The sequence below is a fragment of the Tsuneonella dongtanensis genome (assembly GCF_001698205.1).
GTDB lineage: Bacteria > Pseudomonadota > Alphaproteobacteria > Sphingomonadales > Sphingomonadaceae > Tsuneonella > Tsuneonella dongtanensis.
This window is the reverse complement of the sequence record NZ_CP016591.1, coordinates 875,676-898,257: the sequence shown is the minus strand read 5'-3', so window position 1 is coordinate 898,257 and position 22,582 is coordinate 875,676. Positions and strand designations below refer to the sequence as shown.

The 22,582-nt window shown below is 66.8% G+C and carries 12 protein-coding genes; 4 read left to right on the top strand and 8 right to left on the bottom strand.

What is annotated here, in order from left to right:
* The first annotated feature begins 65 nt into the window (after positions 1-65).
* Entirely contained in the window at positions 66-1,460 is a 1,395-nt protein-coding gene (locus tag A6F68_RS04270) for a M23 family metallopeptidase (RefSeq protein WP_067676747.1), read from the top strand.
* A gap of 10 nt (positions 1,461-1,470) precedes the next feature.
* On the opposite strand, the gene A6F68_RS04265 is transcribed toward A6F68_RS04270, so the two are convergent.
* Genes A6F68_RS04265 through A6F68_RS04245 form a run of 5 tightly spaced genes read right to left on the bottom strand, consistent with a single transcriptional unit; the run spans position 1,471 to position 15,988 of the window.
* Complete coding sequence (locus tag A6F68_RS04265) at positions 1,471-1,956, bottom strand: DUF4123 domain-containing protein (RefSeq protein WP_198152672.1); 486 nt, start codon at positions 1,954-1,956, stop codon at positions 1,471-1,473.
* The gene (locus A6F68_RS14820; protein ID WP_198152671.1) at positions 1,953-2,348 is read right to left on the bottom strand and encodes a PAAR domain-containing protein; all 396 of its coding nucleotides are present in this window, start codon (positions 2,346-2,348) and stop codon (positions 1,953-1,955) included. Before A6F68_RS14820 ends, A6F68_RS04265 begins: the two co-directional genes overlap by 4 nt.
* A gap of 49 nt (positions 2,349-2,397) precedes the next feature.
* A complete protein-coding gene (locus A6F68_RS04255; RefSeq protein ID WP_067676743.1) occupies positions 2,398-5,532 on the bottom strand; it encodes a CHAT domain-containing protein in 3,135 nt (1,044 codons plus the stop codon).
* Between the two features lies 1 nt (position 5,533).
* Positions 5,534-14,287 carry a two-partner secretion domain-containing protein gene (locus A6F68_RS04250; protein WP_067676741.1) on the bottom strand — a complete coding sequence of 2,918 codons (8,754 nt, stop codon included), beginning with the start codon at positions 14,285-14,287 and terminating at the stop codon, positions 5,534-5,536.
* A gap of 45 nt (positions 14,288-14,332) precedes the next feature.
* Positions 14,333-15,988, bottom strand: coding sequence for a ShlB/FhaC/HecB family hemolysin secretion/activation protein (locus A6F68_RS04245; protein ID WP_067676739.1), 1,656 nt, complete (start codon positions 15,986-15,988; stop codon positions 14,333-14,335).
* A 305-nt stretch (positions 15,989-16,293) separates the two neighbouring features.
* Here A6F68_RS04245 and A6F68_RS04240 point away from each other — a divergent pair, with 305 nt between their 5' ends.
* From A6F68_RS04240 to A6F68_RS04230, 3 genes are all read left to right on the top strand, one after another.
* Positions 16,294-17,112: an HTD2 family dehydratase gene (locus A6F68_RS04240; protein WP_067676737.1), complete on the top strand. Its 819-nt coding sequence runs from the start codon at positions 16,294-16,296 to the stop codon at positions 17,110-17,112.
* A gap of 107 nt (positions 17,113-17,219) precedes the next feature.
* Complete coding sequence (locus A6F68_RS04235) at positions 17,220-18,992, top strand: DUF924 family protein (protein WP_067676734.1); 1,773 nt, start codon at positions 17,220-17,222, stop codon at positions 18,990-18,992.
* 14 nt (positions 18,993-19,006) lie between these two features.
* Positions 19,007-19,720: a glutamine amidotransferase-related protein gene (locus tag A6F68_RS04230; RefSeq protein ID WP_067676732.1), complete on the top strand. Its 714-nt coding sequence runs from the start codon at positions 19,007-19,009 to the stop codon at positions 19,718-19,720.
* Here the strand turns inward: A6F68_RS04230 and A6F68_RS04225 are convergent.
* The 3 genes from A6F68_RS04225 to A6F68_RS04215 all read right to left on the bottom strand — a co-directional run bounded on the left by A6F68_RS04225 (position 19,707) and on the right by A6F68_RS04215 (position 22,576).
* Positions 19,707-21,203 (bottom strand): CoA-acylating methylmalonate-semialdehyde dehydrogenase, encoded by a 1,497-nt coding sequence (locus A6F68_RS04225; RefSeq protein WP_067682036.1) that lies wholly within the window; start codon positions 21,201-21,203, stop codon positions 19,707-19,709. The two genes, A6F68_RS04230 and A6F68_RS04225, sit on opposite strands and share 14 nt — an antisense overlap.
* A gap of 102 nt (positions 21,204-21,305) precedes the next feature.
* Positions 21,306-21,929, bottom strand: coding sequence for a TetR/AcrR family transcriptional regulator (locus tag A6F68_RS04220; RefSeq protein ID WP_067676730.1), 624 nt, complete (start codon positions 21,927-21,929; stop codon positions 21,306-21,308).
* Between the two features lie 41 nt (positions 21,930-21,970).
* Entirely contained in the window at positions 21,971-22,576 is a 606-nt protein-coding gene (locus A6F68_RS04215) for a hypothetical protein (RefSeq protein WP_067676728.1), read from the bottom strand.
* Positions 22,577-22,582 lie beyond the last annotated feature (6 nt).

Genomic DNA, 22,582 nt, shown 5'->3' with positions numbered 1-22,582 from the left:
CGCGCAGACGCCACCGATTGTTCGGTATTTTCCTTCCCGCTGCAAGGGTTTCCGGCGCGCTGCCCATGAATAACGACACCACATCCTTCGACCCGAAGACCTGGCTGGAAGAGAAATCGGCCGCGCGCGAGACCGCGTCGTTCGACCCCAAGACGTGGGCCGGCGCCGGGGAAACGGCTCCGCCCGAAAGCGATCCGCCCTCGACAGCGCAAACCGGTCGTCGGCTGCCGACCGCGGTCTTCGCCGCGGCGGGTCTCGTCGCTGCCCTGGGCGGCGGAGCCTGGCTGTGGTCGGGCGGGAACGAGGAATTGCCGGTCCCCGACGAAGTTCCGTCCCGGTCCGCAACCGCCACGCCGGCTCCGAAGCCGGTCGCGGGCGAACCGCCGCGCATCGTCACCGTGCGCAATCTCCAGAACCTGACCCTCGCGCTCGAGCAGATGGGCGTGCCGCTCGCCGACGCCGTCGGCGTCGCGCGCGAAACGGTCGGCGCGCTCGGCGTCGAAGATCAGGAGATGCGCGTCGAAGTCGTCCTCGACGGCAAGGGCGACGATCGCGTGGTCAAGTCCATCATCGCCGAGCTGAGCGGGGGCAGCGGGGTTCGCCTGACGCGCCAGACGGACGGCAGCTATGCCCGCGAGGAAAACCTCCTCAACGAATCGACCAAGATCCGTTCGGCGGAAGGGAAGATCCGCCACGCGACGTTCTACGCCTCGGCGATCGAAGCCGGCATCCCGGACAGCCTGATCACGCCCTTTGCCAAGGCATTCTCGTTCGACTTCGACTTCCAGCGCGAAGTGAAACAGGGGGACCGTTTCCTCGCCGTCTGGGAAGAGCGCGTCACTCCGCAAGGTCGCCGGCTCGGTCCGCCCCGGCTGGTCTATGCGGAAATGGGCACGGGCGTTGGCGAGAGGGCCTATTACGCCTTCACGCCGCCGGACGAAGTCGAGCCGCGGTGGTTCGATGCACAAGGCAATGGCGCCGCCCGCGGGCTGATGCGCACGCCGGTCGATGGCGCCCGGCTCACGTCGGGCTTCGGCACCCGTGTCCACCCGATCAGGGGCTTCGTGAAAAAGCACAACGGCACCGACTTCGCCGCGCCGACAGGCACCCCGATCTATGCATCGGGCAGTGCGACGGTTGCGGCGGTCGCGCCCAATGCGCGGTGCGCCGGCAACCTGGTGAAGCTGCAGCACAACGAGAACATGCAGACCTGGTACATGCACATGGTCCGTTTCGCGGACGGGCTCACGCAGGGACAGACAGTCAACCAGGGCGACGTGATCGGCTACGTCGGGACGACAGGCTGTTCGACCGGGCCTCACCTGCATTACGAAGTACGCATCGACGGGGAGCCGATCGACCCCATGACCTTCGAGACCACGAAAGTCGAACCGCTGGTTGGCGAGGCGAAGACAATGTTCCTCGCGCGCCGAGCCGAGATCGACGCTGCCCGCGAATGAGGTGCAGGAATCACGCCTGGACGTACTCCCGGACCGGTGCGCCATCGATCATGAGGCCATTTCGCCACTCGTAGCGCCTGCGCCCACCCGATCCGGTGTCGCCGATCACCAGCTCGAACGGGGCGAGAAACGACTGCACCTGGTCGGCGGTCTCGGTCTGTACGAAGACGTCGAAAATCCGCGGATCCCAGAAGCGAAAGAGGACGATCTCCCCATCGGGCAACCGCGCCGTCGTGAAATGCCTGAGGTGCCGCCGCAGCGCTGCGAATTCCATGCTGCTGCGAATGAGAATGCCCCAGAAGCGGCCGGCCTCATACGTGCGCCAGAGCTGCGCGAGTTCGCTGCCTTCTCCTATCGCGACGAGATAGGGCAGCGCCGTGCGGGTCTCGGTATCGTAGTCTCCGGAATAGAGGCAGGCGTGTTCGCGTTCGGCCGCGACGATGTCGTAGAGCCGCGGGTCGGCCGCGCCGTCGACCACCGCGTACCAGCGACTCACTGATTGCACACCGCGCAGTAGGGTTTGGCTTCCTTGTGCGCGTTGATGAAGGTCTTCATCTGCAGGTTGGGTTGAGAGAACGGCACGTTGCCGGGCATCCCGGCGCCACCCCCGCCACCGCCGCCGCCGCCGTTCGAGCCGTCACCGATGAGGACGGTGGGCGCTCCGACAACGATGACCCCGCCGTGGGCGGTGTTGTCGCCCATTCGCGCCGCCGGCAATCCCCCGACCAAAACCGTCGCAGAGCCCTTCACGATGATGTCGGGCGGACCGACGCACACGCACTGGTCGGATACCCTGGCTTGCGGAACGCCCACCGTGATGACGTTGGGCTGCCCCTTCACGATCGGCCCGCCGACATGCGGGATCGGCGGCGTGCCCGGTGTCGCCATCGGGCACGTGTGCATATCGCCGATCCGGGATGCGGGCGGCACGGCCGGGTTACCTCTTGGTCACCGCGGCGACCTGGGTCGGCGCCCCGGCGAGCATCGAGTTCTTGGTATCGCCGACCACGAAGAAGCCGCCCCAGAAGAACGGGTGGGAACTGTCGCGCTCGCTCATCAGGTCGCGCTGCGCGGTGTTGAGCGCGGTGGCGATGTCGGCGGTCCGGCCGCTTTCGTAGAAGCGCTGCATGAAGACTTCGCTGTCGCCGCGGTTCGACGTTTCCCAGTAGGTCGCGAGCACCGCGCGGGCGTTGGCGCTGAAGAACGCGCGCACGAGCCCTTCAAGGGTCGCGCCCGGCTGGGCCTCGCCGGACAGCCGCAGCGCCCGTTCGCCAATCGCCGATGCGGTTTCGCACGCGGACAGCACCACGAGATTCGCATCGAGCCGCAGCTTGGCGATCTCGTCGAAGCTGAGCAGCATGTCCGATCCACCCTGGCCGAGCGAGGTCAGGAGCGCAGCCGGTGCTTCCGGACAACCGAACTGTCCTTCGGTCAGGCCGTGCGTGGCGAAATGCAGGATCTTGTAGTTCGACAGGTCGCCGTCCGACGCCCCCCGGCGGAGCATTTCGGTGTCGGTGAAGGCCGCGTCGCTGATGACCGGCGCTGTCCCGATATTGAGTGCATTGGCAGCGAGCTGGATTTCCCGCGCCGGGATCGGTGCGAAGCGGTTGCTCAGTTCCCCGATCTGGGCTGGCGCGAGCAGGCACGGCCCCACCCGGATGAGGCCTTGCGGGCTCGAAAGCGACGACAGCGGTTCCGGCGAGGCGAAGCCGATCAGCGGCTGGGTCGCCTTCGAGGGCGCAAGCGTACGCGACGAAATGAAACTGCGCGGCGAGATCGCCACGCTCGACGACATCCGCTTCGCGAGGAAGTCGATCCCGGTGTAGTCGAGCTTGTCGGCCTGGCGGGTGAACCGAAGTGCACCCTGCGGATCGGTGATCAGCACCGCGGGTGAAAGCCCGCCGAGCACCTGCCCACCATCGATCACGAGTTCCGACTTGGACTTGAGGACCTGGTCCACGGCGCCGAAAAGAATCCGATAGAGCACGACCGCATTGGTCACCGAGAATTCGGGCACGCGGCCGAATTCGATGCCCCCGTCGATCGAATCGCGTAGCCGCTTGCTGACCAGCAGCACGTCGTTGACGTCCTGCTGCGGGCGGATCGCGTGGGCTTTGCCCTTCTCGATCAGGACGCCGTAGATTCGATCCCCGATCTCGTTGAACCGGACATAGGCTTCGCTGTCGCGCAAGGCGCCCTGCACCTCGGCAAGGTCTGCCGGGCGTGTGGAAACCGGGCTGAGCCGGGCATCAGCCTGGATCTTGGCGTCGAGATCGAAGTAGCGCGCCTGCACGTCAGCGCGGCGCTGGTCGAGTTCGGCGGTCGGCTGGCCGCTTTCGCGCGCCTCGGCGATCAACAAGCTCGTTTCGGTCAGTTCGCGCTGCAGTTCTTCGAGATCGCGCAGCATGCCGCCGGTCACACCGTCGGCTGCTACGATCGTCTGAAGCTGGCTGATCTGGCGCGCGGCACCTGGCTCGCCGCGTACCTGCAGCGCCTGGAAATACCGTGCTGCCGCCGCCTCGTCGCCGGCCTCCATCCGCTCGGCCAGTCGGTCGAGATAGGGCCGCAGAGCGCTGGTCGAGAACGCGGCGCTTTCGTCGCGCGCCAGAAGTAGGGCGTCGACAGCCTTCTCGTAGGCTGCATCGACTTCCGCCTGGGGACGGCCGGCCCTGGCGACGAGAGCTGCACGCTCGAGCTGGAATTCGGCGATGGCCGGCTCGGTCCCCGTGCCAGACCGGGCGAGGGCACCGCGAGTGAGGTCGGCGATCGCGCTGTCGAAAGATCGGAACGCTGCGTCGTAGTCGCCGCGCGCTGCTTCGATCCGGCCCCGTTGGCGCGCAAGCCGCGCACTCAGCCACATCGTCCCTTCATCACGGGTCCGCTCGGCCCGCAGCGTATCGCGCAACTGGTCGAAGCGTTCCTGCGCCCGGTCGAGCGCCGCGTCGGCACCGGCAACGTTGCCGAGCGACAATTCCGCGACGCTGAGCGCCCACGCGGCCTGGGTATTGAGGAATGCGTCGCGCTTGTCCTGCTCGTTACCGAGCGAGATCGCCGAGCGGACATCGCCGCTGCCGGCAGCCGCCGTGTTGAGCCGGACGAGCGTGTTCGGGTCGGAGAGCGCGCCACCGGTGCTGCTGGAACCGTTGACCAGCGGCGCAAGAAGCCGGCGGGCCGACTGGAAGTCGCGCTGGTTGAGCGCGTGGAGGCCAAGATAGCTTTGCAGCTTCGGCCTCAGGACCCGCTGGTTGGTCGCGTCGAGCGTGGCGATGGCTGCGCCTGCATCTGCGAAGTGCTTTTCCGCGCTGCCGAAGAACTGGATGTTCGAATCCGCCAGTCCGGCCTCGAGTAGGAGAGCGGCCCGCGTCACCGGCGATTCGCTGTCGGAAAGGTTGGACAGTGACGCGGCCAGGAACCGCGAGGCGTCGGCATGCAGGCCGCGGAAATTCAGCGCCGTTCCGCGCGCGAGAATCGCATCGAGGCTTTCGTTGCCGGCCGATGCGTCGAGGCTTGCAAAGTTCCCGGTCGGCGCTTCGAGCGCGGCGACGTCGATCGGCTGGCGATCGGAGGTCGCATCCGCGGGCATATCGAGACCGGCGACGATGCGCGCGGCCTGGTAACCGGCTCCCACTGCGTTGGGCGCTGCCGCGATCTGGTACGACATCCCGCCACGATTGGCATCGACCACCACCGCCACGAAGCCGAGACCGGGGTCGACGCAGCGCCGGGCGACCGCGCTGTCGAAGCCATCAAGGGTGACCGCCCGGACAGGTCCGCACGTAAGAGTCGCCGAGAACGCATCGCGCTCCGCTACCGTGGCGAACGTACGCACGCGCGCCACCGCGCCCGAGGCCGCGCCCCTGCAGTTCACCGAATATGTATCGGCGAACTTGGCATAGCTTTCACCGAATTTCGGATCGGTCCAGTTGGACGAGGCCGAACAGGGGTCACCGCCGGCGTTGCGGCCAAGGCTGAACTGACTGCTCGGCGCAGCCGGGACGGTCGCGCAACCCGCCAGCGCGAGTGCCGCCGTCGCCGATCCGATCGCAAGATACTTCCTGTACACGCCAATCATCTCAGTTGCCTCCCTGGCGCTCGACGCAGACACCCTTTTCGTCGCGCGGGCAGTCAAGGTTCTCGTCATCCGACACCGCATCGGAGAACAGGCCCTCGTTGTTCGTTCCCACGAGCGGATCGAAGGGAACGAGCACGCTGCCGTCGCCCGACAGCAGGTTGACGTTCTCGCGTGGCAGCGAGAGCTGGACCGCGCCGATGACCGTGTTGAGGCATCCCGCACCGCTGCTGATCAGACACCCGTTGACCCGCGAGAACTGCGGCTGGACCGAGTTGTCGATGATGATCACCGACGGTCCGGCCACCGCCGCAGCCGGCCCGGTCAGGTTGTTGATCTGGCCGAACAGGGCAAAGGTGTTGGTCGGATCCGTCGTGTCGAGCGACAGGATGCCGCCACCGCCGGTCGAACCGATGATTACGCCGTTGTTGGTCGTGGCGCCGTTGCCGTTGGCTCCGGTGTTCTGGAACAGGGCCGAATTGGCATAGGCCACCGACAGCTTTCCTGCCCGCAGGTACACCGGGTCGCTCGCGCGATCGCCGTCGAGCGGGCTGAGCAGCGTCGCGTTGTAGAGCGAGGACGCTGCGTTGCCGACGAACAGGATCGCGAGATCCTGGCTGTTGCGGTCGTTGACGTCGGTCAGGAAGCCGCTTCGACCGAAGGCGATGTCCCTCCCTCGCAGATCGAGCGTGGCCGACCCGACGTTGATCGTCACGTCCTTGATGTCGCCGGAGATTTGGCTTGCAAGGCCCGTCGCCGAGGCATCGCCGCTGACAGCGCTTCCGCCCAGACGGATGACCCGGTTCGCACCGTCCGCCGTCAGGTCGCCACCGAACGTGATCGCACCGGTGGTCGCAACATTCACCCGCGACGATCCGGCGGCACCGGTCAGGCTGACGTCCGTCACGGTGACTGCGTTCGCCCCGGCATCGACCGTCAGCGTGATTGCCGTCACTCGGTCGAGTTCGGCATCGCTGAGCGAGAAGGTTGCCGTGCCGGACCCGAGCGCAACCGTCCCGCTCGAAGCGGCCCGCAGCGTCACGTCGGTTGCGGCGAACGCAGCCCCGATGACGACGTCGCGCGCGGTCACCGTGGCCGAGGTTTCGACTTTGACCGCAGCCTGCGAGGTGAAGGTCCCGCCGGTACGCACGGTCATGCCGTTCACTGTGACCGGGCCGGTGAAAGTCACCGACGTCGGTATGGATGCGGATCCGACCGTCAGGGCACCGCCTGCCTTGATGGCGCCGGCCGTGACGGCCCCGGTCGTGTCGATCGCGATGGTTGTGCCGGCTTCGAGCGCCGGGGTGGCAAGCGTGGTGAGTGCGGAGCCGATCGTCAGGTTTCCACCGCGCGTACTGTCGATATCGATCGCTCCGGTCGACCGGACGGTGCCGGTCGTCGTGATCGTGCTCGAAGCGGTAAGCAACGCGTTCCCGCCGGTCGCCGTGATTCCGGTTGCCGCGATCGAGCCGCCGGTGCTGTCGATATCGACCACGCCTGCGGTCGAGCTTGCGGTGGTCAGCGTGACGTTGCCGCCCGCGTCGACGTCCACGAGGCTGCCGCTGATGGCACCGGTGGCGGTGACGTTCTGCGCCGCGGTAAGCAGCGCGCCACCTCCGACCGCGGTGACCCCGGTGGTCGAGATCGATCCGCCGGTGCTGTCGATATCGACCACACCCGCGGTCGAGCTTGCGGTGGTCAGCGTGACGTTACCGCCCGCATCGATGTCCACCAGCCGGCCGCTGATCGCACCCGTCGCCGTAATTGTGGTCTTGGCGGTCAGTTCGGCGTTCCCCCCGGCAGCAACCGAGGTGACCGCGATCGCGCCGTTGGTGGCGTCGATGTCGGTCTTGCCGGTCGACGTGATCGCACCGGTGGCGACGACGTTCTGCGCCGCGGTGAGCAGGGCGTCACCTCCGAAAGCGGTAATTCCGGTCGTCGAAATCGATCCGCCGGTGCTGTCGATGTCGACCACGCCTGCGGTCGAGCTGGCGGCGGTCAGCGTGACGTTTCCGACAGCGTCGATATCGACCAGCCGGCCGCTGATCGGGCCGGTCGCGACGACGGTCGTCCCCGCGGTCAGTTCCGCATTCCCGCCGGCCGCGACCGACGTGACCGCGATCGCGCCATTCGTCGCGTCGATGTCGGTCTTGCCGGTCGACGTGATCGCACCGGTCGCGGTGACGTTCTGCGCCGCGGTGAGCAGGGCGTCGCCGCCCGTTGCCGAGACCCCGGCCGTTGTGATCGAGCCCGCCGTGCTGTCGATGTCGACGACGCCGTTCGTCGAGGTCACCGTGCCCAGCTGGACCGCGCCCGAAGCCTGGAGGTCGACCGCCACGCCCTGCGAGGCGCCGGTCACCGTCAGGCTGGAGGGCAGCGTCGTCGCGCCGATCACCAGGTTGCCTGCGCCGCTGCTATCGCTGTCCGCCCGCGCCGAGGCGAGGCTGACCGCGCCGCCTGCGTCGACGAACACGTCGTCGGTCGCGGCGAGCGCACCCCCCGTCACCGAGCCGGCATCGATGTCGATGTCGCCCGCGGTCGCGGTAATGGTGCGCAGCGTCGAGGATCCCGACCGCGCCAGGACCGCGCCTACCGCGTCGATGTCCACGCTCGCCGCCGAGACGTTGCCGGTGAAGGTCGCGCTGGCGACGGGCGCCAGGCTTCCGACCGTCAGGGCGCCGCCCGCCGTCGTGCCGCCCGCAGTCACCGTGCCGGTCGTGTCGAGCGCGATCGTGGTGCCCGCCTGCAGCGCCGCGCCATCGCCGGTCAGCGCCTGGCCCAGCACCAGCGCACCGCCGCCGGTGCTGTCGACGTCGATCAGTCCATCCGTCGCGGTCACCGTGCCGGTCGTCGTGACATCGCCGGCCGAAGTCAAAAGAACGTCGGTCTTCGCGGTCACGGCGGTGGCCGCGATCGCTCCGCCGACGGCATCGACGTCCACCGACCCAGTGGTCGAGGCGATCGCACCAGTCGCGGTGACGTTCTGCGCCGCGGTGAGCAGGGCGTCGCCGCCCGTTGCCGAGATGCCGGTCGTCGTGATCGAGCCCGCCGTGCTGTCGATGTCGACGACGCCGTTCGTCGAGGTCACCGTGCCCAGCTGGACCGCGCCCGAAGCCTGGAGGTCGACCGCCACGCCCTGCGAGGCGCCGGTCACCGTCAGGCTGGAGGGCAGCGTCGTCGCGCCGATCACCAGGTTGCCTGCGCCGCTGCTATCGCTGTCCGCCCGCGCCGAGGCGAGGCTGACCGCGCCGCCTGCGTCGACGAACACGTCGTCGGTCGCGGCGAGCGCACCCCCCGTCACCGAGCCGGCATCGATGTCGATGTCGCCCGCGGTCGCGGTAATGGTGCGCAGCGTCGAGGATCCCGACCGCGCCAGGACCGCGCCTACCGCGTCGATGTCCACGCTCGCCGCCGAGACGTTGCCGGTGAAGGTCGCGCTCGCGACGGGCGCCAGGGCGCCGACCGTCAGGGCGCCGCCCGCCGTCGTGCCGTCCGCAGTCACCGTGCCGGTCGTGTCGAGCGCGATCGTGGTCGCGGCATCGAGCGTGCCGAGGTCGAGCGCGCCGCCACCGGTGCTGTCGACGTCGATAGCGCCGGTCGTCGAGGTGATCGAGGTCGTCGTCACCGCTCCGGTCGCCATGAGGGTCGCGTCGCCGCCGGTCGCGCTGATCGCTCCCGTGTTGATCGACGCCGCCATGACGTTGACGTCGCCGGCCGTCGACGTGATGGCCCGCGGCGAGCCACCGCCGGTTTTCGCCACGAGTGCGCCGCTCGTCTGCACGTCGACGCTGCCCGCAGTCGTGTCGGCGGTGAAGGTGACCGAACCAACCTTGTCCATCGGGTCTCCGATCGCAAGGGCCCCGGCGATTGACGCGCCGTTCATCAGGACGGCACCGGCCGCATCAACGGTCATGTTGCCGCCGACCGAGGCGAAACCGGTCGTGACGTTGCCATTGGTCGCATCGAGCGTGACATTGCCGCTCGTCGGAGTGCCCATCAGCGACGTTGCGATGTTGCCTGTCGAGATATTCTGACCGGCGCTGACCGTGATGTCGCCACCATTGGTCATCAGGCCCGCGCTTGTCGCACTGCTCGTCGCGCCGCCCGCAGTCAGTGTGAGCGTCGCATTCGGGTTGAGCACGCGGACCGCGCCGGTCGTCAGGTCGGCATTGATCGTCTCGACCGAGAGCGCTGCGTTGCTCGTGAGATTGCCGGTCATGATGAACCCGGCGCTCATCAGCGCCATCGTATCGGCGGTGATCGCGCCGACGTCGATCGTGTCGGCCATCACGTTGACCGAGCCGGTCGCGGTGATGTCGGTCGGGTTCATCATCGCATCCTCTGCGAGGAATGCCCCGCTCGTCTGGATGTCGAGATCGTTCACCGAAAGGTCGGCGGTCAGCGTCACCGAAGCGACCTTGTTCATGGCATCGCCGACGAACAGGTCGCCCACGATGGCACCGCCACCAAGCGACACGTCGCCCACCGCAGCGACCGTCATGTCGCCGCCCACCGAGGCGAAGCCCGTGGTCACGTCGTTGCCCGCATCGAGCGAGACGTTGCCCGCCGTCGGTGTGCCCATCAGCGAAGTCGCGATGTTGCCGGTCGAGATGTCCTGCCCGGCGGTGACCGTGATGTCGCCGCCGTTGGTGACGAGACCGGTGCTCGAAACGCTGCTCGTCGCGCCGTTGGCGTTGAGCGTCAGCGTGGCGCCGAGGTTGCGTACCGTGACGACACCGGTCGTCAGGTCCGCATTCGTGGTCTCGACCAGGAGCGCGTCGTTGCTGGTGAGGTTCTGCGTCGTGATCTCGCCCACGCTCATGATGGTCATGGCGTTGGCTGTGGCGTTGCCGGTGAAGAGCACAGAAGTCGGCGTGCGCACGGTGCCGACGAGTAGTGACGCGTCCGTGTCGATCGTGCCCGCCTCAAGCGTACCGGTCGTATCGAGGTTGATGTTGCCCGTCGCGTCGAGATTGCCGAGGTCGAGCGCGCCGCCCATCGTGCTGTCGACGTCGATCGCTCCGTTTGTCGTCGTGATCGACTGGGTCGTGATCGAACCGGGTGCGATGAGGCGCGCATTTTCGTTCGTCGTACGGATGTTGGCCGCGCTGATCGTGCCGGCAGCCGTACCAAACAATGATGTGTCGAGCGTCACCCCTCCGTTCGTCGATGTGACGTTGCCTAGGGAAATCTCGTCGAAGGCGAACAGCGTGACCGATCCCCCGGTCGTGGATCCGCTGACGGTAATGGTGCGCGGGACGACGCCACTGACCGAAACCAGTCCGGTCGCCGTCAGGCTGTCGAACGCGGCCGTTCCGTTGCTCGTGGTGGTCGCGAAGAACAGATTCGCCGCCGAGGTTACTTCGCCGGCGTCGATGGGCTCGCCATTCAGAACGACGTCGCCAACCGTCGAACCGACGTTCTGCGCGGTGAGGGCGCCCGTGGAATCAACCCGCACCGACGCACCGCTGATGTTGCCGGTGAATTCGGCCGAAGCGACCCTGTTGAATAGCGAACCGACCGTCAATGCGCCGCCGGCCGCGATCAGGCCGGTCCGGACGGTTCCGCTCGTATCGAGCGCCACCGTGGTCGCCGCCGACACGTCACCCAGATCGAGCGCACCGCCCATAGTACTGTCTACGTCGACGAAGCCGGTCGTCGACCGGATCGAGACGGTCGTGATGTCGCCGGTCGCCATCAGGCTGGCGTTGCCGCCGGTCGCGGTCACGGTCGTCGCGTCGATCGATGCGGCCATGAGCGTGACATCGCCCATCGACGAGCGGATGAGCTGGCCGCTCAATGCGCCCGCTGTCTGCACGTTGATGCTCGCGGCCTGGACGTCGCCGTTGAAGGTTGCCGAAGCGACCTTGGCCATCGGGGTGCCCACGGTCAGGGCGCCGCCCGCACTGATCGTGCCCGTGGTCACACTGCCCGAGGTGTCGAGCGCAACGGCGTCGGTCGCCGCCAGGTTGCCGAGATCGAGCGCACCGCCCATCGTGCTGTCGACGTCGATCGACCCTCCGGTCGCGCGGATGGAAGTCGTGTCGATCGTGCCCGTCGCCATCAGCGAAACGTTGCCAGCTTCGGAGGCCAGCGAGCCGGTGTCGATCGTCTGGGCCATCACGGTGATGTCGCCGGCAGTCGCCTTGATGATGTCGGCGACGAGCGCACCCGACGTCTGGATGTCGACGCTGCCCGCCGTGGCGTTGCTCGTCAGTTCGACCGAAGCGACCTTGGCCATCGGCGTGCCGATGGTGAGCGCTCCGCCGGCGGTGACCAGGCTCGCCTTGACCGAACCCGCCGTGTCGAGGGCGATGGTCGTTCCGGCGCGCAGCGATCCGAGATCCAGTGCGCCGCCCATCGTGCTGTCGACGTCGATCGCCTGGTCCGCGTTGATGCCGGAGGTCGTCACCGCGCCCCGCGCAGTCACGAACGTGGAGCCGCCCGTCGAACGCAGGCTCGCGGTGGTGACCGAGCCGGTCGTGCTGTCGATGTCGACATCGCCCGCGGTCGAGGTGACCGCGCCGAGCTGCACGTTACCAGAGGCCTGCAGATCGACCGCGACGCCTTGCGAGGCGCCCGTCACCGTCAGCGTCGAAGGTGCCGTCAAGGCACCGATGACGAGATTGCCCGCGCCACTGGAGTCGCTGTCGGCGCGCGCCGAGGCAAGGCTTACCGCACCTGCCGCATCGACGAAAATGTCGTCGGTGGCGCGAAGCGCACCGGCACTGACCGAGGCCGTGTCGATGTCGATATCGCCCGCGTTAGCGGTGATCGCCAGTGCGTTGAGCGCACCGGTGGAATCGAAGTCCACGCTGCCCGCCGAGACGTTGCCGCCCGCTGTGATGCTGCTCGGGTCGACCGAACCGCCGATCGCGAACGCGCCTCCTGCGGTCGCCGCGCCGAAGTTCACCGATCCGACCGTGTCGAGCGCGATGGTCGTGCCCGCATTCAGGTCGCCAAGCGACAGGTTGCCGCCAGCGATGCTGTCGACATCGATTCCCCCTGTCGCAGAGATGGACGTCGCTGTGACCGCATCGTCCGCCTGAAGCCGGGCAGCGCTGCCGGTAGCGCTGACTGCGCCCGCGTCTACCGTGGAATTGAGAGAAACGAGATCGACGAAGCCTGCGGTCGAATTGACCGCCCCCACGTCGAGCGCGTTAACTGAAACCAAGGTAACACTGGTACCGCGCGTCTCACCGGTAACGGTGATGGTACCCGGGACTGCGCCACCCGAGGTGATGACCGACCCGCCGGTCGAGATGAGGCTGGCGAAGTTCGCCGAGCCGACATTGGCGGCGCTGAAGGAGATGCTGTCCGTCGCGGTGACGTTGCCCGCGTCGATCGATCCGGCCTGCAACGCGACATTGCCCGTCGATGCATCGATATCGTCTGCGTCAATGTCCTGTGCGTCGAGCAGGCCCGTCGTTCTGATGTTGACATCGGCTGCGCTGACGTTGCCGGAGATCGTCACGCTCGTCGGTATGGCGATGTTGCCGATGCGCAAGCGGCGGCCGGCATCGATCGCGCCGGTCGAAACCGCACCAACCGATTGGATCGTCACGTCATTGCCCGCGGTGACAGCCCCGAGCGCGACCGACGGATCGGCCACCGCAAGGACGTTGCCGCTCGCGTCGAGATCGCCCGTGGCAATGCTGAGGCCTTCGAGCGACAGGTCGCCCGCGGTAGCGGCCAGCCCTTGCGTCGCGATATCGACTGCCTGCAGGTTTACATAGCTGCCGCTCGCATCCTGGCTGATCGTCAGGTCGCCGCTGACGTCGGCCTCGATGCCGCCGGTCGACGAAAGCGCACCGCCGACCGTTACCGACGGGGACGTCGCACCCGCGGTGTAGAGGTAGATGCCGCGATCGGTGGCCGCCGCGGTGGTCGCCACGTCTGCGTCGACCGTGAGCATCGCGTTCATGACGCCTGCCGCCGACACGAACACGAAGTCCGCCGAACTGCCCTTTACCGAACCGTCGACCAACTGATCGGCAACGGTCGTGCCGGCATTGATCGTGTAGGACACCGGGCTGCCGGCATTGAAAGCAACGCTTACGTCGGTCGCCGCCACGAAGGACGTCTTGCCGGTCTTGGAATCGAAGTTCGCCGTCAGGTCGAGCCGTGGGCCGACGAACATCAGCGTGCCGTCAGTGACGAAGCTCGGTTGCGTCCCAACCCCCGCAGAGGCCACCAGAAATGATGAAGTTGCACCAGAGAAACTGATCGTCGCAGCGCCGTTTCCAGCATTGTCGGTGCCGTTATAGAAATCGAAGAAATCAGCATCCGACACGTCGAGCGTCGAGAAGAACAGGCCGACCTTGTTCATGCTCGGGCTGGAAGCGGAAACAACGGCGCTGTCGCCGAAAAGGATGCCATCCTGGTTGATCAGCCAGAAATTGACATCGGTCGTGTTGATCGTTCCTTCGATTTGCGAAAGGCTGCCGCCGATCACGCGGTTGAGCAGCGAGGCTACCGGCGCGCCCGATCCGTTGGTCACGTTGACCGTCGTCGCCACTGGAACATTGAACCGCGTCCATTGGGCGACGACTACCGGGGCGAGCACGCTGATGTCGGTTACCGTCGGATTGGAATCGTCGATCGCGATCTGCCCGCCATTGCCGCCGCTGTCGACCGCGGTGCTCAAATCCATCGAACTGACGAGCTGCGCATGCGCGACGCTCGGAATGGCAAGCAATGCTGCCGTGGCTGTCGTCGCGAGCATCTTCAGGCGAAGGGTGCGGTGCTTGGCGGTCATCTCGTCTTCTCCTTGGTCCCCCTGCGATGGGGACCGGATGGAAACTTACTGGAACAGGGCAGGGAACTTGGTCGTGATCGAAAACAGCACGCGCTCGGGCGGCTTTTCGGTGTCGTTGAACAGCGCCCGGTCGAGCGGCTTGGCGTAGGCGACCTCTGCGCGCAGGCCCTCGCCGAAGAACAGCCGCAGGCCGCCACCCACCGATTCCAGCGTGCGGCTGCGCTCGGGCGTGCCCAGATCGAGGTTCTCGATCTTCACGACATCGTAGAACCCGAACAGCTGCGCGCGCAGGCCCGGCCGCTGCACAGGGTCGGCCGTGACCTCGAACGCGCCACCGATCGCGCGGTCGCCGCTGTTGGCACCCGGATCGTAACCGCGCCCGATGGTCAGGTTGCCGATCGAGAACTCGTCGTAGTTGAGCAGCGGCTTGTCGGTCCACTGCCCCTCGCCCCGCGCCCGCACGCCGAAGAACTGGGCGAGCGAAGCGGTGACGTCGACCCCGCCGCGGACGACGAAGGCACGCGAATCGCCGAACGGGCGCGACGCGGAGATTCCGTCGGTCTCGGCCAGGCCGAAAGCACCGAACTCGGTCGCCCCGAAGATGTCGAGCCCGCGGCGCGCCTCGAGATAGGCGCTGTAGGACAGAAATACCGACCCATCGAGCCGGCGCCTCTGGCCGAATAGGTTGCCGCGGACATAGAGCGTACGCAGCGCATCCTTGCTGAGCGGGAAATTCACGACGTCGGTCTTCTGGTCGACATAGTCGAACCCGATCGAGGCATCGGCGAACAGGTTCACCGAGCGCACCAGCGGGTAACTGGCTTCCAGGTTCGCGATCAGGGTCTTGGTCGAAAGGTCCAGGTTGGCGATCGTCGGGTTCGACCAGGCATAGGTCACGCTCGCGCCGATGCGGACGTTGTCCGGGCCGACGCCGAACTCGTGCCCCGCCTGGACGATCTGCTGCTCTTCGAAATCGAGCGTGGTCTGGGCGCCGATGTAAGTCAGGTCGGCCAGGCCGGTCAGGCCATAGTACTCGAACCGGCCGAACAGCGTCTCGCGGCCGATGCGCTTGGAATTGTAATTCCGCGCGTTCAGGAACACCGCGTACGGGGTGTACTCGACGGCCAGGTTGCCGATGACCTCACCCGGCTCGCCACCCGCAGGGGCGAGCGACAGGCGCATGCTGAGGCCGGGAATGTCGTTCGCATTCAGCAGGATCCGCTCGGCATCGCGTTCATTAAGCGGGCTGAGCTGCTGCAGCGGCGCCATCTGCCGCGCGATCTGGTCACGATACGGACCGGGGTCACCCGTGATCCGCAGTTCCGAAATGCGCGCCGATACCACCTGGAGCTGCAGGCGGTCGGTCAGTTCCTGCTGGGGAATCTGGACGGTCGCGATCCAGCCGTCCCGCCGCAGCGCGGCGTTCGCGGCATCGCGAATGTCGCAAACGACGGACAGCGGCTGCGTGCCCTGCGGCACGGTTACGGTCGACAGGGAGCGGAGGATCTGCGGGGCGACTTCACCGCCCGCCACATCGGTCCAGGTGACACCCTGCAGCGCAGTCGTCAGTTCGCTGTTGTCGAACGGGCAGTTCTGCCGGAAGTTGGCATCGCGATCGATGCGCACGCCGCCCGTCGGCCCCGTCGTCTGGGGCGGAGGAAGCTCGAGTTCCTCGCGCGTCGGCCCCGTGGTCTGGGCCACAGACGGAGAAGCGAAAACGATAAGTGCCGAAAAGGCTACGCCGATAGTACCCGCGCGAAAGCGCAGTGGAGCAGAATCCATGGAGACCCCCAGGTTTTGGATCCGACTGCGGATTATTATTAGTGCGCCCCGACGCCGCAGTCGGTAACCGTGATATGGGCCGGGTGCATCACTGTCAACGTGCTTTGAAGGTATAGCGATGGCCACAGAAGGTGTCGAAATCAAATGCTTTTCAACCGCTCGGCAAGCCTTTCCGACCAGCCTCCTCGAAGCGGCGCGGCACTCGTCGTGATTAATCCGCTGTGATGGAGTTCACGCCTTCCGAAATCGCGACTTGGCGCGCGGCGATCGGCAACCTGGAAGAACGCCGCGAGGTTCTGGGCGCAGAGCCGCTACGCCGCTTTGCCCTCGCGATCGGTGCGGACGCGCGGGTCGAGGATCGCCCGCCCGCGCTGGCCCACTGGGCCTTCTTCCTGCCCGAACCCGATGATCGAACGATCGGCCTCGACGGCCATCCGCGGCGAGGCACCTTCCTGCCGGATGTACCGTTGGCGCGCCGCATGTTCGCGGCCAGCGCCATGGAGTTCATGGCCCCGCTCGTCCTCGGCCGCGAGGCGACGATGGAATCCCGCGTCGCCGATGTCAGCCACAAACGCGGACGGAGCGGCGACCTGGTGTTCGTAGAAGTGCATCGCACGATCCGGCAGGACGGCGAAGTGCGCGTGCGCGAACGGCAGAGCTACGTCTATCGCGAAGACGGTGCGCCGACACCGATGCCGGAACCGCTGGCCAACCCACCCGAGGGGGAACCGTGGACGCCCGACGAAGTGAACCTGTTCCGCTTCTCGGCTGCCACCTTCAACGGCCATCGCATCCATTACGACGCGCCCTATGCCCGCGAGGTCGAGGGGTATCCCGCACTCGTCGTGCACGGCCCCTTCACTGCAGCCCGGCTGGCGGCCCGCGCCATGCGCGGCGGACCGCTGGCGACGTTTGCGTTCAAGGCCATGTCGCCCCTCTTTCTGGGCCAGACGATCTACCTGCGTGACGACGACGACAACGCGGTCGAGGCGGTCCGATGCGACGGCGCGATTGCGATGCGGGCCGAGTTCACCCGGCCCTGAGCCGATCATGAAACCGTTTGGCGCGAGGCGCAGCGCGCAGTAGGCTTGCGACTCGGAAGGCCAGATCGGGCGCACCACACCGGCCTCCGGCATCGAGGGGGATGGCTATGGCGATACGGGAGCGCTCGCCCGAAGGGGTGTTCGATTTCTGGCTCGGACCGATGCGCAGCATCGAACATGCGACCGAGGACAACTGGCGCAACGGGATGCTCAAGTGGCGCGTCGGGGTATTCGCCCGCGGCGCCGAAGACGCGGCCTTCCGCGAAGCCCAGCGCGAGTGGTGCGAGCAGATCCACCTCGAAGGGATCGACGAGTTCTTCGCCGGTCCCGAATGGGAGACCCCCAAAGGCATACTCGCCAAGGCACTCGTGCTCGACCAGTTCGGCCGCTGTGTCTATCGCGGCACTCCCGTCGCCTATGCCAACGACGCGATCACGGGGCCCATCCTCCAGCACATCTGCGAACAGGGCTGGGACCTGACCGAATACAACGAGATCGAGCGCATGTGGGTCTACGTCGCGCTCTCGCATCCCGAACGGCGGGGGTTGCAGGAACTCTCGGTCGCGAAATGGACGCGCTGGAGCGCGGAACTGGTGGAAGCATCCCCGAAGGAACTCCGGAAGACCAGCCAGTACGTCAGCTGGTACTTCATCAAGTCGATCATCGAGCACGCGGAAGCGGTGCTGGTGTTCGGTCGCTTCCCGCATCGCAACCCGATCATGAGCCGTCCGCACAAGGCGGGCGAGGTATTCTACCTCACCGACGGGATGCGGCCGCTGTGGTCGTTCACCCAGCCGCCCCGCCCGGACTATTTCGCGATCCTCGGCGCGCTGTGCCGGCTCGACGAAGGTCTCGACGTCGATGCCGTTCCCCGGGAATGTCTCGCCCGGCTGCAGCGCGAGGCGGGCATCGACGAGAACAGCGAGGCGTCGCTGCTCGACATCTACGACCGGGCGGGCGCCGACGAGCTGCCCTACACCGTCCTCTATCGCCACATGCGCCTGACCGCGAAGCAACCCGCGTTCGAAGCGCTGCGAGCGCTACCGCTGGTCGCCGACCTCACCCGGCAGGTCGAAGGGGTGATCCTCAAGGATCCGGAAGAGGGCTGGCCGCCGCGCAGCGCGAAACACTCGGTTCCCGCGGTCGTCGCGGTGCCGCGCCTCAACGAGATCGTGCGCTGCCACAGTTTCTCCTCCGGCGACCTCAAGGTCAGCCTGCAGGCGGTACGCCGGCTCGCGCGGGACATGGGCCTTCGCCCGATAAGCCCGGAGAAGCTGATGGCGGCGTTCGACGACTTGCGCGCGAACGAGCCGCGGCTATTTCGCGACGGTCCCGACGGCAACCCGCTTACGGCTCAGCTCGGCAAGAAGGGCTTCCAGATGCTGGCCAGCGTACTGTTCGACGGTAACGGGAACCTCGAGAAGGTCGCGCAGCGCCTCTACGACGTGATCGACATGGATTACGACCACTCGATCACCACGGCCGAGGCGCTCATGGGGCTTTCGCTTTTCTGTCCCGGCAGCAGCGCCGTGCGCAAGCGGCTCGCCTTTGACGTGTTCGATGTCGACCGCGACGAGGCGCTCAACCCGGAAGAGACGCACGACATGCTGCGCACCGTGGGCCTGCGCGGGATCCACATGATCGAGAACCTGTTCGATCCCTATTTCGACGCGTCGGACACCGGGATGGCCGTCACGCTCGAGGCCGTGAGGCACTACAACGAGATCGAGGAGGACGCCGCGCGCGCGGTCGCCCAGGCCGACACCGACGGTGACGGCAGGATCAGGCGTGCCGAATTCGACGAGTGGGTTTCGCAGCACGCGATGATGCGCCAGTTCATCGAAGTGCCCAACCTGCTGTTCGAAGCCGTCGCGGCCTAGCCGGTAGGCGGTCGATGAAACTGGGCATCCTCAAGGCCGGGGACAGCCCTGCCGAGCTTGCCGCGGCGCACGGCAGCTATCCCGACATGTTCCGCGCTTTCCTGGGGCACCGGGCATTCGACTATGTGGAATACGACGTCCGCTCGGGCACTCTGCCGTTGTCGGTCGACGATTGCCCGGCCTACCTCGTGACGGGCTCGGCTGCCGACGCCTATGCAACCGATCCCTGGATCGTGGCGCTTAAGCAGTTCCTGCGGGATGCCGCTGGCGAGGCACGATTACTCGGCGTGTGCTTCGGGCATCAGGTCATGGCCGAAGCGTTCGGCGGCAAGGTTGCACAGTCGGAAAAGGGCTGGGGCCTCGGCGCGCAGACCTACGAGGTGGCAGTGCCCCATCCCGCGCTGCAGGGCGCCACCCGGTTCACCTTGCCGCTGTCGCACCGCGACCAGGTCATGACCGCTCCGCCGGGGGCCACGACCATCGCGGGCAACGCCTTCACGCCGTTCGGAATGCTGGCCTATTCCGGCCACCCTTCGCTGTCGCTCCAGCCTCATCCCGAATTCACCCGCGACTTCGCGGCCGCACTCGTCGAGCGGCGGCGTGGCAACGGGATCGACGAAGCGAGCGCCGACGCCTCGCTGGCTTCGTTGGATGACACGCTCGACTGCGACCGTGCTGCGGTCTGGCTAGGCGATTTCCTCCTCGGGGCGCCCGTCATCCCATCGTAGGAATAACGAAGGCGTTCGAACCGTCGCCGCCGCCGTCGGGCCAGCGCTGCGTGACGGTCTTCACCTTGGTCCAGAACTTAAGGCCCTCGGTGCCGTATTGGTTGGTGTCTCCGAACGCGCTGCGCTTCCACCCGCCGAACGAGTGATAGGCCACCGGCACCGGGATCGGCACGTTGATCCCGACCATGCCGACGTTGACGCGGCTGGCAAACTCGCGCGCCGCGTGGCCGTTGCGGGTGAAGATCGCGACGCCGTTGCCGTACTGGTGCTCCGAAGGCAGGCGCACGGCCTCCTCGAAGTCCTTCGCGCGGACGATCTGCAGGACCGGACCGAAGATTTCTTCCTTGTAGCTTTCCATGTCGGGGGTGACGCGGTCGAGCAGCGTGGGTCCGATGAAAAAGCCCTTCTCGTGACCCTGCAGGCTGAAGCCGCGCCCGTCGATCACGACCTCCGCGCCTTCCTTCTCCGCCGTGTCGATCCACACCTCGACCCGCGCCTTGTGCTCCGGGGTGACGACGGGGCCGTAGTGCGCGTCCTTGTCGGTGCTGACGCCGATGCGCAGCGCGTTGATCGCCGGGATCAGCTTCTCGCGAAGGCGATCCGCCGTGTCCTCGCCGACCGGCACGACCACGGGCAGCGCCATGCAGCGCTCGCCCGCCGAGCCGAACGCGGCGCCCGCAAGGTCGCCGACGACCTGGTCGAGATCGGCGTCGGGCATGACGATGCCGTGGTTCTTGGCCCCGCCCATCGCCTGCACGCGCTTGCCCGCCGCGACGCCGCGCTTGTAGACGTAATGCGCGATGTCGGACGACCCGACGAAGCTCACCGCCGCGATGTCCGGATGGTCGAGGATCGCGTCGACCATTTCCTTGTCCCCGTGGACCACCTGCAGCAGCCCCTCGGGCGCGCCCGCCTCGAGGAACAGCTCGGCTAGCCGCACCGGCACACTCGGGTCGCGCTCGCTGGGCTTGAGGACGAAGGCGTTGCCCGCCGCGATCGCCATGCCGAACATCCACATCGGGATCATCGCCGGGAAGTTGAACGGGGTGATGCCCGCCCCGATGCCCAATGGCTGACGTGCGGAATAGACGTCGATCCCCGGCCCTGCGCCGAGCGTGTACTCGCCCTTCAGGACCTGCGGGATGCCGCAGGCATACTCGATCACCTCGAGCCCGCGCTGGATGTCACCGTGGGCGTCGTCGATCACCTTCCCGTGCTCGCTCGCGAGCAGATGGGCGAGGTCGTCCTTGTTGGACTCGACGAGCTGCTTGAATGCGAACATGATCCGCGCGCGCTTCTGCGGGTTGGTCATCGCCCATTCGGGTTGGACGGCCTTGGCCGCCGCCACCGCCCGGTCGAGGAGCGCGGCATCGCCCAGCGCGACCTCGGCCTGGACCTCTCCGGTCGAGGGATTCCAGATACTGTGTTTGCGAACACCTCGGCCATCGGGGTCGCCGACGATGAAGTGATTGACCTGGCGCATTTTTCTCTCCTTCGGCCCGCGCATCCCGGGGGCCATCACGACCGCCCTCTACCAGCGATGTCGGATGTCGCCAAACCCGTGTGTGGCAGGTCGCGGCGAACTTCAGTCGGACACCTGCTCGAGGACGTCACGCAGCAGCTGCTTCAGCACCTCGATCGTCTTCTCGGGGGAGAGCTCTTCGTCCAGTCGGAACAATCGCCAGCTGTCGAAACTGACAGCCAGGAGGATTGCCCGCGCCCGCGCCTCGTCACGCAGGACCGAGCCGGGAAGGATGCCGTATAGCGTGTCGCGCTCCCTCCCGAGGAGGAAACGGTAACGCTCCATCAGCATCGGCGAGCCGTAACGCTGCAAGCTGCTGGCGATGCGGAAGGGTGCGATCTCCTCGTACACCTGCGCGCGCCTTTCGATCAGCTCGAACAGTTGCTCCTGCCAGTCACTGGACCGGAACGGCGCCTCGGATGCGGGACCGTAGGCAGTCCAGAGCAACTCGTCGATTTCGCGATAGATCGACTCCTTGTCGTCGAAATGGCGAAACACGGTGCGCAGGCCGACGCCGGCCTTTTCCGCCACTTTCGCGGCACTGGGGTCGATATCGCCGCCCGCGACAAGGTCCATCATCGCCTCGATGATCCGGCGCCGGCTCGAGCGGCTGCGTTCGCGCCGGCCATCGGGATGGGGCCCGTCGCCCTCGATCGCTTCGCGTACCTCCGCCTTCTGCCTCACCATCGATCGCGACCTCTACACTCTTCGATTTCATTCCAGGGCCGCTAGCCGCGCGCCAGGACAACGACACCTGCCAATCCAAGCAGGACCGCCATCAACCCTATCAGCAGTCGGACCTGGACGAAGCTGATCGTCGGGCGGGTGATGAACACCTCGGTATGCTCCAGCGCCGCGAACTTGTGCGCGCCCGCCGCGGGCATGCGCGGGTCGGTGACCATCGCGAGCAGGTCACGGAGCGAGCGATAGCGGACGATCGCCACCCGATCTATCGACCGGCCGTATTCGCCAAGCATCAGCCCGGCCCGCTCACTGACGAACACCGGATGGCCCGCCCGCGACAGGAGGATGGGAAGCAGGTCGCGGGTGTAGGCCTTTTCGGCCGCCAGTGCCTCGGCGCCGCCCTTTCGCCTTTCCAGGTTGACCGCGTAGAATTCCCCGCCGTCATCGTGCGGGATCATGTCGGCCAGATTGCGGGTCAGGCTTCCCGGCGGGGCATCGTCGCGGCTGACGCCATGCATCTGTTCCATGCGCGCCAGCAGCCGGTCACCTTCCTGCTTGGTCAGCGGCCGGCCCCTGCCACCATACCAAACCCAGAACGCAGCATAGGATACCGCGAGAAGCGAAAGCCAGATCCAGGCCGCCGGTCCCATCGCTAC

Excerpts from the sequence above, each read along its gene's own strand:
- A6F68_RS04270 (WP_067676747.1), top strand. The coding sequence starts at position 66 with ATGAATAACGACACCACATCCTTCGACCCGAAGACCTGGCTGGAAGAG.
- A6F68_RS14820 (WP_198152671.1), bottom strand. The coding sequence starts at position 2,348 with ATGGCGACACCGGGCACGCCGCCGATCCCGCATGTCGGCGGGCCGATC.
- A6F68_RS04255 (WP_067676743.1), bottom strand. The coding sequence starts at position 5,532 with ATGATTGGCGTGTACAGGAAGTATCTTGCGATCGGATCGGCGACGGCG.
- A6F68_RS04250 (WP_067676741.1), bottom strand. The coding sequence starts at position 14,287 with ATGACCGCCAAGCACCGCACCCTTCGCCTGAAGATGCTCGCGACGACA.
- A6F68_RS04240 (WP_067676737.1), top strand. The coding sequence starts at position 16,294 with ATGGAGTTCACGCCTTCCGAAATCGCGACTTGGCGCGCGGCGATCGGC.
- A6F68_RS04235 (WP_067676734.1), top strand. The coding sequence starts at position 17,220 with ATGGCGATACGGGAGCGCTCGCCCGAAGGGGTGTTCGATTTCTGGCTC.
- A6F68_RS04230 (WP_067676732.1), top strand. The coding sequence starts at position 19,007 with ATGAAACTGGGCATCCTCAAGGCCGGGGACAGCCCTGCCGAGCTTGCC.
- A6F68_RS04225 (WP_067682036.1), bottom strand. The coding sequence starts at position 21,203 with ATGCGCCAGGTCAATCACTTCATCGTCGGCGACCCCGATGGCCGAGGT.
- A6F68_RS04220 (WP_067676730.1), bottom strand. The coding sequence starts at position 21,929 with ATGGTGAGGCAGAAGGCGGAGGTACGCGAAGCGATCGAGGGCGACGGG.
- A6F68_RS04215 (WP_067676728.1), bottom strand. The coding sequence starts at position 22,576 with ATGGGACCGGCGGCCTGGATCTGGCTTTCGCTTCTCGCGGTATCCTAT.